The sequence below is a fragment of the Pseudomonas sp. genome (assembly GCF_049300855.1).
GTDB lineage: Bacteria > Pseudomonadota > Gammaproteobacteria > Pseudomonadales > Pseudomonadaceae > Aquipseudomonas.
This window is the reverse complement of the sequence record NZ_JBAQKH010000029.1, coordinates 560,909-576,091: the sequence shown is the minus strand read 5'-3', so window position 1 is coordinate 576,091 and position 15,183 is coordinate 560,909. Positions and strand designations below refer to the sequence as shown.

The 15,183-nt window shown below is 61.1% G+C and carries 13 protein-coding genes; 7 read left to right on the top strand and 6 right to left on the bottom strand.

Annotated elements, in window-relative coordinates:
- Nucleotides 1–12: 12 nt before the first annotated feature.
- Entirely contained in the window at nucleotides 13–1,212 is a 1,200-nt protein-coding gene (efeO, locus tag WA225_RS17560; RefSeq protein WP_422608910.1) for an iron uptake system protein EfeO, read from the bottom strand.
- An 8-nt stretch (nucleotides 1,213–1,220) separates the two neighbouring features.
- The gene (gene efeU / locus WA225_RS17555) at nucleotides 1,221–2,069 is read right to left on the bottom strand and encodes an iron uptake transporter permease EfeU (protein ID WP_422608909.1); all 849 of its coding nucleotides are present in this window, start codon (nucleotides 2,067–2,069) and stop codon (nucleotides 1,221–1,223) included.
- A 285-nt stretch (nucleotides 2,070–2,354) separates the two neighbouring features.
- Here efeU and WA225_RS17550 point away from each other — a divergent pair, with 285 nt between their 5' ends.
- From WA225_RS17550 to WA225_RS17520, 7 genes are all read left to right on the top strand, one after another.
- A complete protein-coding gene (locus tag WA225_RS17550) occupies nucleotides 2,355–3,371 on the top strand; it encodes an AraC family transcriptional regulator (RefSeq protein WP_422608908.1) in 1,017 nt (338 codons plus the stop codon).
- A gap of 227 nt (nucleotides 3,372–3,598) precedes the next feature.
- On the top strand, nucleotides 3,599–5,263 hold the full coding sequence (locus WA225_RS17545) for an AMP-binding protein (RefSeq protein ID WP_422608907.1): 1,665 nt from the start codon (nucleotides 3,599–3,601) through the stop codon (nucleotides 5,261–5,263).
- A 16-nt stretch (nucleotides 5,264–5,279) separates the two neighbouring features.
- A complete protein-coding gene (locus WA225_RS17540) occupies nucleotides 5,280–6,041 on the top strand; it encodes an SDR family NAD(P)-dependent oxidoreductase (RefSeq protein WP_422608906.1) in 762 nt (253 codons plus the stop codon).
- Nucleotides 6,042–6,053: 12 nt separating this feature from the next.
- Nucleotides 6,054–7,247 carry an acetyl-CoA C-acyltransferase gene (locus tag WA225_RS17535; RefSeq protein WP_422608905.1) on the top strand — a complete coding sequence of 398 codons (1,194 nt, stop codon included), beginning with the start codon at nucleotides 6,054–6,056 and terminating at the stop codon, nucleotides 7,245–7,247.
- Nucleotides 7,248–7,387: 140 nt separating this feature from the next.
- Nucleotides 7,388–8,515: an acyl-CoA dehydrogenase gene (locus tag WA225_RS17530; protein WP_422608904.1), complete on the top strand. Its 1,128-nt coding sequence runs from the start codon at nucleotides 7,388–7,390 to the stop codon at nucleotides 8,513–8,515.
- Nucleotides 8,516–8,531: 16 nt separating this feature from the next.
- The gene (locus WA225_RS17525; protein ID WP_422608903.1) at nucleotides 8,532–9,305 is read left to right on the top strand and encodes an enoyl-CoA hydratase; all 774 of its coding nucleotides are present in this window, start codon (nucleotides 8,532–8,534) and stop codon (nucleotides 9,303–9,305) included.
- Nucleotides 9,306–9,482: 177 nt separating this feature from the next.
- Nucleotides 9,483–10,358 carry an NAD(P)-dependent oxidoreductase gene (locus WA225_RS17520; RefSeq protein ID WP_422608902.1) on the top strand — a complete coding sequence of 292 codons (876 nt, stop codon included), beginning with the start codon at nucleotides 9,483–9,485 and terminating at the stop codon, nucleotides 10,356–10,358.
- A gap of 361 nt (nucleotides 10,359–10,719) precedes the next feature.
- Here the strand turns inward: WA225_RS17520 and WA225_RS17515 are convergent, their stop codons facing one another.
- The 4 genes from WA225_RS17515 to WA225_RS17500 all read right to left on the bottom strand — a co-directional run bounded on the left by WA225_RS17515 (nucleotide 10,720) and on the right by WA225_RS17500 (nucleotide 15,149).
- Nucleotides 10,720–11,871 carry an acyl-CoA dehydrogenase family protein gene (locus WA225_RS17515; protein ID WP_422608901.1) on the bottom strand — a complete coding sequence of 384 codons (1,152 nt, stop codon included), beginning with the start codon at nucleotides 11,869–11,871 and terminating at the stop codon, nucleotides 10,720–10,722.
- Nucleotides 11,872–11,874: 3 nt separating this feature from the next.
- Nucleotides 11,875–12,981 carry an enoyl-CoA hydratase/isomerase family protein gene (locus tag WA225_RS17510; RefSeq protein WP_422608900.1) on the bottom strand — a complete coding sequence of 369 codons (1,107 nt, stop codon included), beginning with the start codon at nucleotides 12,979–12,981 and terminating at the stop codon, nucleotides 11,875–11,877.
- A gap of 142 nt (nucleotides 12,982–13,123) precedes the next feature.
- Nucleotides 13,124–13,813 (bottom strand): HPP family protein, encoded by a 690-nt coding sequence (locus tag WA225_RS17505; protein WP_422608899.1) that lies wholly within the window; start codon nucleotides 13,811–13,813, stop codon nucleotides 13,124–13,126.
- A 157-nt stretch (nucleotides 13,814–13,970) separates the two neighbouring features.
- Entirely contained in the window at nucleotides 13,971–15,149 is a 1,179-nt protein-coding gene (locus WA225_RS17500) for an MFS transporter (RefSeq protein WP_422608898.1), read from the bottom strand.
- Nucleotides 15,150–15,183 lie beyond the last annotated feature (34 nt).

The following is a 15,183-nucleotide window of genomic DNA, read 5'->3' as shown; positions in this document are numbered from 1 at the left end:
TTCGTCTTCTGCTTACAGGCCGGAGAGGCCGAGGGCGGGATCGATGCCATCCAGTGCGTCGGCGAGAGCCTGGGCCTTGTCGGCGATCTGCTTGCGTTGTTCGCCGCTGACGGAGTCGTAGCTGGCGTAGCTGTCCTTGATCTTGTAACGGTTGAGTTCGGTGTCGAAATCGGCCAAGGCCTTGTCGATTTTCGGCAGCAGGTCGGCGGCAGACTTGCTCAGCATCGGTCGCAGCAGATCGACGACTTTGCGCGCGGTTTGCGCGTTGGCGGCGAAACCGTTGAGGTCGCTGTGGCTGTAGCGTTCTTCTTCCCCACTGGCAGCGCGAACGTCAGCCAAGGTGTTGAGGTTGCGCACGATAATGCTCACCAGTTGCTCCGGCGGCAGGGTCTGGGCGAGCAATTGCTGTTTGAGCGTGGTGACGTCGCCGAGCAGGCGCTGGGCAACCGGCGCCAGTTCATCGAGTTTGCGTTGCTGGAACAGGCCGTATTCGAGGCGATGGAAACCGACAAAGGCAGGATCCTGCTCACGCTTCTCAAAGTAATCGGCGCGGGCATTGACGTTGTTGTCCAGCTCGGCCAGACGCTGGGCGGCCGGGGCCAGATGCTGATAGGCCGCGCGGGCTGGCAGATACAGCGCTTGCGCCTGAGCCAGATCGCCGCTTTCAATCGCCTGGTTGAGGGCGGTTACCGCTTTGATCAAGGCACTGCTCTGGCTGGCCAGGTACACGCGAAATTCCGACAGCGGCCCGACGAAGGCGACCATCGACGGTTTGGCTTTGGCGGCAGCATCCGAGGCCGCCGTCGGCGTCACGTGCAGGGTGCCGCGCGGGTTGCTCAGCAGGCCGCAGGTGATCGCGTAATCGCCGGGTTGCAGGTTGGCGTTGATCACCTGGCTCAGACCGGGAGCGATGTTTTCGCGTTCTTCGACGACCAGCACGCCGTCGAGGATTTCCCATTCCACGGCGCGCTCGGAGCGGTTGACGATACGGAAACTGGCGCGACCGGCCGGTACGGTCAGTGCATTCGGCTCGCAACTGCCCGGATGAATGTTCACCACCACTTCATCGTGGTTGTGTTGACGCTTGGCCGCAGCCATTTTCGAGGCGTAATAAAACAGACCACCGGCGGCGAACATCACCACCACTGAACCGGCCACGGCCCAACGCAAGGCGCGGGGAGGGGAGGCCTGAGGAGTATTAGGCTTTGACATGAATGCCCTTATTGGCTGGAAACTGAAGACGATTTGGCGGCTTTGGGGGTCGCCGGCGCGGCGGGGTAGAAAAACATCACCAGCGCCACCACTAGATAAATCAGATACGCGCCGAGGGTGCTGACGGTCGGCGTGTCCTGATAACCGAACATGCCGGCCAGCACCGAGCCCAGCGGGCCGTCCATCGGCAGCGTGGCGCTGAAGTCGAAGAGCACGGTTTGCAGGTGATTCCACAACCCGGCTTCATGCAGGGCCTGCACCGAGTTGGCGAGAATCCCCGCCGCCACGACCAGAATGAACAACCCGGTCCATTTGAAAAACGCCGAAAGGTTCAGGCGCATGCTGCCGCTGTAGATCAGGAAACCGACGATGATTGCCAGTATCAGGCCGAGCAGGGCGCCGATCGGCGCGCCGGGGCCTTCGCTCTGCTGGAATACGGCGAGCAGGAAGAACACCGTTTCCAGACCTTCACGGGCGACCGCGAAAAAGACCATGGCGATCAGCGCAATGACCTGATGCTTCGAAGAGGTCAGCGCGTAATCCAGCGAGGCTTGCAGCGAATGCTTGATCGAACGGGCGACCTTGCGCATCCAGAACACCATCGAGCTGAGAATGCCCACGGCGACCAGCCCGACGATGCCTTCGAACAACTCCTGCTGCTTTTGCGGGAATTCGGCACTGACCAGTTCCAGGCCACCGCCGACCAGCAGGGCGAGCGCAGCGGCGAGAAACACGCCGATCCACACGGCAGGCATCCACTGGCCCCGGCCGGTCTGTTGCAGGTAGCTGGCGATGATGCCAACGATCAGCGCGGCTTCAATGCCTTCGCGCAGCATGATCAGAAAGGGAACGAGCATTCGGTGTCCAATAAGTCATTCGAAGAGGTTACAAGTTGTAACATAATGACAACCATTCTCACATGACAATGATTGACATGAACCTGAACAGAAGCTGAACAACCTGGATTTTTGCCCCGACACAGAACCCTGTGGGAGCGAGCTTGCTCGCGAAGGGGGCTGACCGGTCGACGTCTCTGTGACTGAACCAACGCTTTCGCGAGCAAGCTCGCTCCCACAAGGGATCGGAGTCGGGTTTGGGGTAAGATGCCGGTCACTCAAAAACAACAAGGTTTACCGCGTTCCATGTCGGAAAAAGACACCATCGCCGTTCAACTGGTGCGCGAAGCGCTGCTGCAAAGTTGTGCCCCCGGCATGGCCACGGAAGAGGTCTTGAGCAAGGTCGGGATTGATCCGGCGTTGCTGCAAACCGACAACGGCCGAGTGCCTGCCTCGCAATACGCCAAACTCTGGCGCCTGCTGGCCCGGCGCGGCGATGACGAGTTTTTCGGCATGGACCCGCGCAAGCTCAAGTCCGGCAGCCTGGAATTCCTCTGCCGTAGCGCGATGGCGCAACCGACACTGGCAGCGGGTCTGGGTTCGGGTTTGAGTTTTCTGTCACTGATGCTCGAGCGCATGCCGGCGCAACTGGTGCATCAGCAAAGTCTGGCGGAAATCGTTCTGCTGGAAGATGACCCCGAGCCACGCCGCGCCTTCACCTATTTCACCTATTGGATGATCGTCCACGGTGTGGCCTGCTGGCTGGCCGGGCGGCGGATTCCGATTCTGGCCATCGAACTGCGCTGCGCGGCGCCGGACTTCACCGATGACTATCGGGTGATGTTTTCCGAAAACCTGCGTTTCGAGCGGCCGCGTACGCGGATGATTTTCTCTGCCGATTGCCTCGATCTGCCGATCAAGCGTTCTACCGAAGAGTTGAAACGCTTTCTGGCCCACGCACCGGCCAACATTCTGGTCAAGTACCGCGACCCGGAGAGCCTCGCCAGTCGGATCAAGCAGGATCTGCGGCATCTGCCCGCCGAGCAATGGCCGGAGACCGAAGCGTTGGCGCAGCAGTTGTGCATGTCCGCTTCTACCTTGCGCCGGCGTCTGGCCGAGGAAGGGCAGACCTATCAGGGGCTCAAGGACAGTGTGCGCAAGGAGTTGGCGATTACCTGGCTGGCGGAGCCTTCGATCAGTTTTGTCGAGATTGCCGCGCGACTGGGGTTTGCTGACGCGAGTTCGTTCTACAAGGCGTTTCGCAAGTGGTCGGGGTCCAATCCCGGCCATTACCGCACGTTGATCCTGAACGAGGTTGTCTGAGCCGGCCTCTTCGCGAGCAAGCTCGCTCCCACCTTTGGAATGCATTCCCCCTGTGGGAGCGAGCTTGCTCGCGAAGAGGTCAGTCCAGGCAACACAAAACCTAAACCTTGGCCAAACCAGTCAGCCACATTGATGGCTTTGACCATTGCCGCCGCCGCCCCACAGCGCGACTATCCCTCTGTTGTTTACGCTTCCCAGCCTAATAAAAACACAGAGGGATTCTGGCAATGCGCGATTACTTGTCTGCCACCGAACAGTTCAACTATCAGCACACTGTGCAAGCCGCGCTCAGCGGTACGCTTGAGGCGCTCAACGCCTGCGTCGAATGCTGCGACCGCCATGCCTTGCCGGGGCGCATCGCGCTGTTCTGGGAGGGCCGCGACGGCGCGAGTGCGACGTACACCTTCAGCGAGCTACAAGACAACGCTGCGCGTTTCGCCAATTTCCTCCTCGCCCAAGGCGTGCAAAAGGGCGACAAGGTCGCCGGGCTGCTGCCGCGCAACATCGAATTGCTCATCACCGTGCTCGCCACCTGGCGCATCGGCGCGGTGTATCAGCCGCTGTTCACCGCATTCGGCCCCAAAGCCCTCGAACATCGCCTGAACAGCTCCGGCGCCAAAGTTGTAGTCACTGACGCGGTCAATCGGCCGAAACTTGCTGAAGTCGCCGACTGCCCGACACTCGTCACCGTTGGCGGCGCCAAAGGCCAGGGCATCGTCCGTGGCGATTACAGCTTCTGGGCCGAACTGGCCAATTATTCTAACGTTTGCGAACCGGTGCTGCTGACCGGCGAAGACCCGTTTCTGCTGATGTTCACCTCGGGCACCACCGGCCCGTCGAAAGCGCTGTCCGTACCACTCAAAGCCATCGTCGCGTTCCAGAGCTACACCCGCGACGCCGTCGATCTGCGCCCGGAAGATTCGTTCTGGAACGTCGCCGATCCGGGCTGGGCCTACGGCATTTATTTCGGCGTCACCGGCCCGTTGTCGATGGGCCACCCGATCACTTTCTACGATGGCCCGTTCACCCTTGAAAGCACCTGCCGGGTGATCAACAAATACGCCATCACCAACCTCACCGGTTCGCCGACGGCTTACCGTCTGCTGATTGCCGGCGGTGATCAGTTCGCCAAGTCGATCAAAGGCAAGTTGCGCATCGTCAGCAGCGCCGGCGAGCCGTTGAACCCGGAAGTGATCCGCTGGTTCGCCGACAACCTCGACGTGGTCATCCACGACCATTACGGCCAGACCGAACTGGGCATGGTGCTGTGCAACCACCACGGCCTCGAGCATCCGGTGCACGTCGGTGCCGCCGGCTTCACCTCGCCGGGCCACCGCATCGTTGTGCTCGACGAGCAATACAACGAACTCGGCGTCGGCCAACCGGGCATCCTCGCCATCGACCGCCCGCAATCGCCGATGTGCTGGTTCGGCGGTTACGAAGGCGCGCCGACCAAGGCGTTCGTCGGCGATTACTACCTGAGTGGCGACACCGTGGAATGGAACGTGGACGGCAGCATCAGCTTTGTCGGCCGCAGCGATGACGTGATCACCACATCGGGCTATCGCGTCGGCCCGTTCGACGTGGAAAGTGCGCTGATCGAACACCCGGCGGTGGTCGAAGCGGCCGTCGTCGGCAAGCCGGACCCGGAGCGCACCGAACTGGTCAAAGCCTTCGTGGTGCTGAGTGCGCAATACCGTGCGGCGCCGGAACTGGCCGAAGAACTGCGCCAACACGTGCGCAAGCGTCTGGCCGCGCACTCATACCCGCGTGAAATCGAATTTGTCAGCGAATTGCCCAAGACCCCGAGTGGCAAATTGCAGCGCTTTATCTTGCGCAACCAGGAAATCGCCAAGGCTCAAGAGGCCGCGGCGCATAACGTTTCAGCTTGAATCAGGACCTACAGTCATGCAGATCGAGAACAAGGTTTTTATCGTCACTGGCGGCGCCTCCGGCCTCGGTGCCGCCACCGCTGAATTGCTGGTAAATGCCGGCGCCAAAGTGATGCTGGTGGACATGAATGCCGAAGCGGTCGCCGCTCAGGCTCAGCGTCTCGGCGCACAGAGTGTCGTCGCCGACATCAGCAACGAAGCCGCCGCCGAAGCCGCTGTGCAGGCCACCGTCAAAGCCTTTGGCAGCGTCAACGGTCTGGTCAACTGCGCCGGTATCGTCCGTGGCGAGAAAATTCTCGGCAAGAACGGCCCGCATGCACTGAGCAGTTTTGCCCAAGTGATCAACGTCAACCTGATCGGCAGCTTCAACATGCTGCGCCTGGCCGCTGCGGCGATTGCCGAAGCCGAGGCCAACGCAGATGGCGAGCGTGGCGTGATCATCAACACCGCGTCGGTCGCAGCGTTCGACGGCCAGATCGGCCAGGCAGCGTATTCCGCCTCCAAGGGCGCGATCGCCAGCCTGACCCTGCCCGCCGCCCGTGAACTGGCGCGCTTCGGCATCCGCGTGATGACCATCGCCCCGGGCATTTTCGAAACGCCGATGATGGCCGGCATGACCCCGGAAGTCCGCGACTCGCTGGCGGCCGGCGTACCGTTCCCGCCGCGTCTGGGCAAGCCTGCCGAGTACGCTGCGCTGGTTCGGCATATCATCGAAAACAGCATGCTCAACGGCGAGGTGATCCGTCTCGACGGCGCCTTGCGCATGGCCGCCAAGTAAGGAGGATTTGTCATGACTATTTCCAGTGATCCGATTGTTATCGTCAGCGCGGTGCGCACGCCCATGGGCGGTTTTCAGGGCGAACTGAAAAGCCTCACCGCGCCACAACTCGGCGCTGCGGCGATCAAGGCAGCGGTTGAGCGTGCCGGTGTCGCCGGCGATGCGGTCGATGAAGTGCTGTTCGGTTGCGTGCTGCCTGCCGGCCTTGGTCAGGCACCGGCGCGTCAGGCCGCGCTCGGCGCCGGGCTGGATAAATCGACCCGTTGCACCACCGTCAACAAGATGTGCGGCTCGGGCATGGAAACCACCATTCTCGCCCACGACATGCTGATCGCCGGCAGCGCCGATGTGGTGATTGCCGGTGGTATGGAAAGCATGTCCAACTCGCCGTATCTGCTCGATCGTGCCCGCGCCGGTTACCGCATGGGCCACGGCCGCGTGCTCGACTCGATGTTCCTCGACGGTCTCGAAGACGCTTACGACAAGGGCCGCCTGATGGGCACCTTCGCCGAGGATTGCGCCGAGACCAACCACTTCAGCCGTGAGGCGCAGGACGCCTTTGCCATCGCCTCGACCACCCGCGCGCAGCAGGCGATCAAGGACGGCAGCTTCAAGGACGAAATCGTCCCGCTGACCGTGACCGTCGGCAAGGAGCAGGTGCTGATCAGCCACGACGAACAGCCACCGAAAGCCAAACTGGACAAGATTGCCTCGCTGAAACCAGCGTTCCGCGAAGGCGGCACGGTGACGGCGGCGAACTCCAGCTCGATCTCTGACGGCGCAGCCGCATTGGTCCTGATGCGTCAGTCGCAGGCGCAGAAACTCGGCCTGAAACCGTTGGCGGTGATCCATGGCCACGCGGCGTTCGCGGACACTCCGGGTCTGTTCCCGGTGGCGCCGATTGGGGCGATCAAGAAGCTGATCAACAAAACCGGTTGGTCGCTGGCTGATGTCGATCTGTTCGAAGTGAACGAAGCGTTTGCTGTGGTTGGCATGGCGGCGATGACGCACCTGGAAATTCCGCATGACAAATTGAATGTGCATGGCGGTGCCTGCGCCTTGGGCCACCCGATCGGCGCGTCGGGGGCGCGGATTCTGGTGACGTTGCTCTCGGCCCTGCGCCAGAGAAAGCAGAAACGCGGCATCGCGGCGATTTGCATCGGCGGCGGCGAAGCGACGGCCATGGCCGTGGAATGCGTGTATTGAAACAAACGCCAATCCCTGTGGGAGCGAGCTTGCTCGCGAAGGCATCGTGTCAGCCAACATCGAAGTTGAATGACATATCGCTTTCGCGAGCAAGCTCGCTCCCACAGGATTTGTGTCTGAACCTGAAGTAAGGATTCACCATGATTCCCAACGAAGACCAAACCCAGATCCGCGACATGGCCCGGCAATTCGCCGAGGAACGCTTGAAACCGTTCGCCGCCGAGTGGGATCGCGAGCACCGTTTCCCCAGGGAAGCCATCGGCCAGATGGCTGAACTGGGCTTCTTCGGCATGCTCGTGCCGGAGCAGTGGGGCGGTTGCGACACCGGTTACCTGGCGTACGCCATGGCCCTGGAAGAAATCGCCGCCGGCGACGGCGCCTGCTCGACGATCATGAGTGTGCACAACTCGGTCGGTTGCGTGCCGATCCTCAAGTTCGGCAACGACGATCAGCGCGAACGCTTCCTCAAGCCGTTGGCCAGCGGTGCCATGCTCGGCGCCTTTGCACTGACCGAACCACAGGCCGGTTCCGACGCCAGCAGCCTGAAAACCCGCGCGCGACTGGACGGCGATCACTACGTGCTGAACGGCTGCAAACAGTTCATCACTTCCGGGCAGAACGCCGGGGTTGTCATTGTGTTTGCGGTCACCGATCCGAGTGCCGGCAAACGCGGTATCAGCGCGTTTATCGTGCCGACCGACTCGCCGGGTTATAAAGTCGCTCGCGTCGAAGACAAGCTCGGCCAGCACGCTTCCGACACCTGCCAGATTCTCTTTGAAGACGTCAAAGTTCCGGTGGCCAACCGCTTGGGTGAAGAGGGCGAAGGCTACAAGATCGCGTTGGCCAACCTTGAAGGCGGCCGCGTCGGCATCGCCTCGCAATCGGTGGGCATGGCCCGTGCGGCATTTGAAGCGGCACGTGATTACGCCCGTGAACGTGACACCTTCGGCAAGCCGATCATCGAGCATCAGGCCGTGGCCTTTCGTCTGGCCGACATGGCCACGCAGATCGCCGTCGCCCGGCAGATGGTGCATTACGCCGCCGCCCTGCGTGACAGCGGCCAACCGGCGTTGGTCGAGGCCTCCATGGCTAAACTGTTCGCCTCGGAAATGGCCGAAAAGGTCTGCTCGATGGCGTTGCAAACCCTCGGCGGTTACGGTTACCTCAACGACTTCCCGCTGGAACGGATCTACCGCGACGTGCGCGTCTGCCAAATCTACGAAGGTACCAGCGATATTCAGCGCATGGTCATTTCGCGCAATCTTTGACAAGGAATTTTAATTCATGACTTACCAAACCATTCTGCTCGACATCCACGGCCGCGTTGGCCTGATCACCCTCAATCGCCCACAGGCGCTGAACGCCCTGAATGCGCAACTGGTCAGCGAAGTGAACCAGGCCCTCGATGCGCTGGAAGCCGACGCCAACATCGGTTGCATCGTCCTCACCGGTTCGAAAAAGGCCTTTGCCGCCGGTGCCGACATCAAGGAAATGGCCGAGCTGACCTACCCGCAGATCTACATGGACGACCTGTTCAGCGACAGCGATCGCGTGGCCAACCGCCGCAAGCCGATCATTGCGGCGGTCAACGGTTTCGCCCTTGGCGGAGGCTGTGAGCTGGCGCTGATGTGCGACTTCATTCTGGCCGGTGACAACGCCAAATTCGGCCAACCGGAAATCAACCTCGGCGTGCTGCCGGGCATGGGCGGCACCCAGCGCCTGACCCGCGCAGTCGGCAAAGCCAAGGCCATGGAAATGTGCCTGAGCGGACGCATGATCGATGCGGTGGAAGCCGAACGTAGCGGCATCGTCGCGCGGATCGTGCCGAGCGATGAACTGCTCGATGAAGCGCTGAAGGTGGCGGCGGTGATTGCCAGCAAATCGCTGCCGATTGCGATGATGGTCAAGGAAAGCGTAAACCGTGCCTTTGAAGTCAATCTGACGGAGGGCGTGCGATTTGAGCGCCGGGTGTTCCATGCCGCGTTTGCCACGCAGGATCAGAAGGAAGGGATGGCGGCGTTCGTCGCCAAGCGTGAGGCCGAGTTCAGAGGCAAGTAATCCAGCGTCTGCAAGGGCGTCTTCGCGAGCAAGCTCGCTCCCACATGGTCTGTTGGTGTGTCCAAGATTCATGCTCACCGAAAATCCCTGTGGGAGCGAGCTTGCTCGCGAAGCTTTTAAGGCTGGATGAGTAAGGCTAGTCTGTCCGCAATCATGCAAACCATTGCGGAGGTCGACATGCGTATCGGATTTATCGGGCTGGGTTCCATGGGCAAGGGCATGGCGGCCAATTTGCTCAAGGCCGGGCATCAGTTGTGGGTGTGGAACCGCAGCCAAGCGGCGGTTGAACAACTGGTGCAGCAAGGCGCCGTTGCCGCGAGCCATCCTCGCGACGCCTTCGATGTCGATGTGCTGATCAGCATGCTCTCCGACGATGCCGTGACCCGCAGCGTGCTGATCGACAGCGGTGCGCTGGCTGCCAGCAAAGCGGGCCTGATTCACCTGAGCATGGCCACGCTGTCCGTCGATTTCATCAGGGAAATGGCCGCGTTGCATGCCAGCGCCGAAGTCGAATTGATCGCCGCGCCGGTGTTCGGTCGCAATGACCTGGCTGAAGCGGGCAAGCTCAATATCGCCGTTGCCGGCCCTGCGGCAGCCCTCACCAAGGTTCAACCATTGCTTGATGTCATGGGCCAGAAAACCTGGCCGATGGGTGACGACCCGGTGAACGCCGCGATCCTCAAAATCGCCACCAATATGATGCTGATCAGCGCCATCGAAGCCACGGGCGAGGCGATGGCGTTGACCCAGGGTTATGGCGTGGCCAATGGCGACTTCGTCGATTTCATCACCAACACCTTGTTCGCGGCACCGGCCTACAAGGTGTACGGGCCGAAGATTGCCGCGCGCGAAACCGAGGGCGCCGGGTTTACGTTGCGCCTGGGCTTGAAGGACGTTGGCTTGGCGTTGAAGGCTGGCGAGCCGAAACATGTGCCGCTGCCGGTTGCCAGTGTGCTGCGCGATAACTTGCTGGATGCGGTGGCGCTGGGTGAGGGCGAGAGTGATCTGGCGGCGCTGGGGGTGAGGGCGATCAGGCGTTCCGGCCAGAACTGAGCAATAGAATCAAAAGCCCCTCACCCTAACCCTCTCCCGGAGGGAGAGGGGACTGATCGAGGGATATTGATGATTTACGCCGCCCTGAAAGAACTGTACTGAATCCCTGATCGACCTGGTTTATCCAATCCATAATCGCCCCGGTCTTTCAGGTCGATGCATAACGCCAGACACCTCGGTCGGCTCCCTCTCCCGCTGAGAGAGGGGGCTGATTGGGGGATGCTACGCCTGCTTTATTGAATCCATAATCGCCCCGGTCTTTCAGGTCGATGTATAGCGCCAGACACCTCGGTCGGCTCCCTCTCCCTCTGGGCGGTCCGACGTTTCGGGAGGGCTGGGGTGAGGGAAGGGGCCAACACCATTACAACTGATAGTGCTTCAGTTCCCGCGCAATCACCATCCGCTGAATCTCGCTCGAGCCTTCATAGATCTGGGTAATCCGCGCGTCGCGGTAATACTTCTCGACCGGATAATCCTCCAGATACCCATACCCGCCATGAATCTGAATCGCCGACGAGCAGACCTTCTCGGCCATTTCCGAGGCAAACAATTTGGCCTGCGAAGCCTCTGACAAGCACGGTTTCCCCGTCGTACGCAGCCGCGCCGCATGCAGGACCATCAACCGCGCCGCGTTGATTTGCATGTGCATGTCAGCCAGCAGGTTGGCGATGCTCTGGTGCTCGTTGATCGGTTTGCCAAACTGGATACGGTCGCGCGAATACACCAGCGCCGCTTCAAACGCCGCACGGGCGATGCCCAGTGCTTGCGCGGCGATGCCGATGCGTCCGCCTTCAAGGTTGGACAGAGCAATCGCCAGACCTTTGCCGCGCTCACCGAGCAGATTGGCCTCGGGAATGCTGCAGTTGTTCAGCGTCACCGCGCAGGTATCAGAGGCGCGGATGCCCATCTTGTGTTCGGTGCGATCGACGATGAAGCCGGCGGTATCGGTCGGCACCAGAAACGCCGAAATGCCTTTCTTGCCCAGATCCGGATCAGTCACGGCAAAGACGATGGCCAGCTTCGCGCGTTTGCCATTGCTGACAAATTGCTTGGCGCCGTTGATCACCCACTGGCCGTCACGCAGTTCGGCGCGGGTGCGCAGGTTGTGCGCTTCGGAGCCGGCCTGCGGTTCGGTCAGGCAGAAGCAACCGATGCTTTGCCCGCTGGCCAGATCCGCCAGCCACGTCTGTTTTTGCGCCTCGCTGCCGTAGTTGAGCACCGGGCCGCAGCCGACCGAGTTGTGGATGCTCATGAACGCGCCGGTCGCGCCGTCACCGGCGGAAATCTCTTCCACGGCCAAGGCGTAGGCAACGTAATCGACGTAGGTGCCACCCCATTCTTCGGGGACGACCATGCCGAGCAAACCCAATTCGCCCATTTTCGCGACGAGGCCGTCGTCGATCCAGCCAGCCTTTTCCCAAGCCTGCGCATGGGGCGCGATTTCGCCACGGGCAAAGTCCCGGGCCATGTCGCGGATCATTACTTGTTCTTCAGTCAGTTCGAGATCGTGCATGGCTCAGCTCCCGCTCTCATCAAAGCCTTCGAAGAAACTCGCAACAGGGCCTGCGTCCAGCGCAGCCAGGGTCGGCGGGTTCCAGCGCGGTGTCTTGTCTTTGTCGATCAGCAAGGCGCGCACGCCTTCGATCAGGTCGCCACGGGTGAACCACTGGCGGTCCAGGTGCAGCTCCAGCGCGAAACACTGTTCGAGGCTCAAGTGCCGGCCGCGACGGAGCATTTCCAGGGTCACCGCCATGGCCAGCGGTGAACGGGTTTCCAGCAGGTCGGCCGTGGTGGTCGCCCATTCGTGGCTGTCGGCGACCGTCACCGCGCGCAACTGTTCGACCATGCTCGGTACGTCCGGCAGCGCGAAGAAGTGATCGATGGCCGGGCGCAATGCTTGCAGCGGCGCATCGGGCAGGGTTTGCACAGCGTGCTTGGCGAGCAGGTTTTGCAGGGCCTTGAGCGGCGTGTCCTGCCATTCCATCTGATCGAGTCTTTCGTCGAGCAGCGCCAGTTTGCTGCTGTCCAGGTACCAGTCGGCGAGGCCGCAATACAGCGCATCGGCAGCACGGATCTGCACGCCGCTGACCCCCAGATAAATCCCCAGCTCACCGGGAATGCGCGGCAGGAAATAGCTGCCACCGACGTCCGGGAAATAGCCGATGGCCACTTCCGGCATGGCCAGTCGGCTCTTCTCGGTGACCACGCGCAGATCGGCGCCTTGCACCAGGCCCATGCCGCCGCCGAGGACAAAACCGTCCATCAGCGCCAGCACCGGTTTGCGGTAATGATGAATGGTCAGGTCGAGGGCGTATTCCTCGACGAAGAAATCTTCGTGCAGCGTGTCGCCGCTTTTGAAACTGTCGTACAGGGAACGAATGTCGCCACCGGCGCAAAAGGCTTTTTCACCGGCACCGCGCAAAACCACGGCATGAACATTGGCATCAGTCGCCCAAACGTCGAGCTGCCGTTGCAGCAGACGCACCATGTCGAGGGTAATGGCATTGAGGCCAGCGGGGCGGTTGAGGGTCAGGTGACCGATATGGTTGCGAACCTCGGCCAGCACTTCATTTTGCGTGGCGTCCATGGACTGAGTCCGCGGGGATGAAGCCTGAGCAGTCATCAGTAACTCCCTGCTTTTATTGTCTTTATTCGAGAAGCTCGCGCGCGAGCGTTACCGGATCGTAACAGTGCAAATTTGCCGTGTACAACCGGGATATGTGCAGGGGGAGTTTGCGTTTTTACCTTAGTCGAAATACCAAAGATTACTTGGCAAAAACCTCACCAATGCTCCGACGCTTGGCATGCAGCTCGCTGGCGTGGATCAATTGTTCGAGATCCTCGGGAGTGACATCGATGAATGCCTCCATGTCCGCCAATGCCAGTTTCAAGTCTTCGGCGGTGATCGCCTGCGTGTCGACCGGGGCAAGCAGCGGTGCCGGTTCCGCCGGGCGTTTCGGGTAACGGATTCGCGTCAGGTTGTTGTAGGCCAAGGCGCTGAGCAGCATGCACGCGGCGCCGAGCATCACCGGTGCCATGGCTTTCCAGTCCAGGGCGATGGTCGCGGGGTCGGCCAGCACCAACGTCAATGCCAACGCGCCTGCCGGTGGGTGCAGGCAACGCAGCCAGCACATCAGGATCAGCGCCACACCCGCCGCCAGACAGGCGCTGCCAAGGGTGCGGCCGAGCACGTGGGCGACCAGCAGGGCGACGACGCCGGCACACAAATAGCCACCGAGAATCGACCACGGCTGGGCGAGGGCGCCCGAGGACACGGCAAACAGCAGCACGGCCGAGGCGCCCAGCGGGCCGATCAGGTGATAGGCGACTTCATGGCCGAATACTTGCGCACACAACCACACGCTGAACAGCGTACCCAGCGCCATGCCGATGGCGGCGCGGCTCCATTCGGTGGGGCGGGTGTTGATGGCGGCGGGCAACCAGCGTGCGAGCATGTAAATCCAGTCCTTGCAGCAAATTCGAGGCAAAAAAAAGGACTTGTCCGGCATATCCGGAAAGCCCTCGAAGTGTTCCAACATTGGGGGAGGAACGTGCACAGTGTGCCGGGCAAACTCGATGCTGACAAATTCATATTAATGCAGATTTAGTGCATTAATTTTGCATTGAAGCCGCTCGACGGCCACTGACGAAGCACAAATAGCCGCCCACGGCTGCCAGTGCGCTCAAGGCATAGAACATGCTCGGCGCCGGCGTGTGCATCAGCAGAAACCCGCACATCACCGGACTGGCCGCACCGCCAAGCGCGGCCAGGTTCTGCGCGCCGTAATAGCTACCGCGCAATTCTTCCGGGGCGAGGGTGTCGACAAACAAAAAGTCGGCCGGGTAGATGATCATCTCGCCCAAGGTGAAGATGAACATCGCCACGCACCAGCCGACCAGGCTGTCGGCCAGACTGAAGCCGATCAGCCCGACGATGAACAACGCGGTGCCGCCGGCAATCCAGTAGCGCAGGTGTTCGCGGCTGAGCAAGCGGCCGATCTGGTACTGCAAGAGGATCACCGTGATTGCATTGCAGGCGAGCAGGGCGGCCATGGTATCCAGCGTCTGTTGCTGGGTGTGGGTGACCAGCAGGTACTGCGACAGGTACAGGGTGAAACGCCCGTGCACCAGTGTGCTGAGCAGGCAGCCCAGAGTGAACAGGATCATCGTGCGATCGTTTTTCAGGATGATCAGGGTGTTCAGAAAACTCGGCGGCGCAGTGACTGCTGCTATCGGGCTCACTTCCCGGGCGGCGCCGAGCAGCAAAAAAATACTGCCGATGGCAATCGCGCCCGCGACTATAAACGGCGCTGACGGCTGAACGCCGGCAATCACCACGCCGATCATCGGGCCGACGGCATAGCCGATGTTGGTCAATGTGTAGTTGAGGGAAAACGCCTTGACCCGTTGGCCGACTGGCAGGTTTTCACTGAGGATGGCTTTGGAGCAGATCAGGAACAGCGCCGACGCCGTTTCGCTGATGATCAGCACCAGGGTGACCAGATACAGATTCTGCGCGAAGGTCAGCAGGATCAGACCGATACCGCTGGAGAGCATGGTCAGGATCAGCAATTGGCGCTTGTCCAGCCGATCGATGATGTAACCGCCGTAGAGCGACAACAACGTGGCGCTGAACACCGCGATCCCCAGCAGCAGGCCGACGTCTTGCGGGTTGAGACCGAGCTTGTTGCTGAGGAACAGCGTCAGTAGCGGGCTGATCAGCGCGCGGCTGATGACGACGGTCAGCGAGCTGATCATCAACCGGCGGATGAGGCGCGAGTAGGTAGCCACGAAGGGTCAATGTCCTTATTTCAAATGCCTGGCG

Coding starts and splice junctions, on each gene's coding strand:
- WA225_RS17505 (WP_422608899.1), bottom strand. CDS start 13,813: ATGCTCGCACGCTGGTTGCCCGCCGCCATCAACACCCGCCCCACCGAA.
- WA225_RS17550 (WP_422608908.1), top strand. CDS start 2,355: ATGTCGGAAAAAGACACCATCGCCGTTCAACTGGTGCGCGAAGCGCTG.
- WA225_RS17520 (WP_422608902.1), top strand. CDS start 9,483: ATGCGTATCGGATTTATCGGGCTGGGTTCCATGGGCAAGGGCATGGCG.
- WA225_RS17535 (WP_422608905.1), top strand. CDS start 6,054: ATGACTATTTCCAGTGATCCGATTGTTATCGTCAGCGCGGTGCGCACG.
- WA225_RS17540 (WP_422608906.1), top strand. CDS start 5,280: ATGCAGATCGAGAACAAGGTTTTTATCGTCACTGGCGGCGCCTCCGGC.
- WA225_RS17525 (WP_422608903.1), top strand. CDS start 8,532: ATGACTTACCAAACCATTCTGCTCGACATCCACGGCCGCGTTGGCCTG.
- efeU (WP_422608909.1), bottom strand. CDS start 2,069: ATGCTCGTTCCCTTTCTGATCATGCTGCGCGAAGGCATTGAAGCCGCG.
- WA225_RS17515 (WP_422608901.1), bottom strand. CDS start 11,871: ATGCACGATCTCGAACTGACTGAAGAACAAGTAATGATCCGCGACATG.
- WA225_RS17530 (WP_422608904.1), top strand. CDS start 7,388: ATGATTCCCAACGAAGACCAAACCCAGATCCGCGACATGGCCCGGCAA.
- WA225_RS17510 (WP_422608900.1), bottom strand. CDS start 12,981: ATGACTGCTCAGGCTTCATCCCCGCGGACTCAGTCCATGGACGCCACG.
- WA225_RS17545 (WP_422608907.1), top strand. CDS start 3,599: ATGCGCGATTACTTGTCTGCCACCGAACAGTTCAACTATCAGCACACT.
- efeO (WP_422608910.1), bottom strand. CDS start 1,212: ATGTCAAAGCCTAATACTCCTCAGGCCTCCCCTCCCCGCGCCTTGCGT.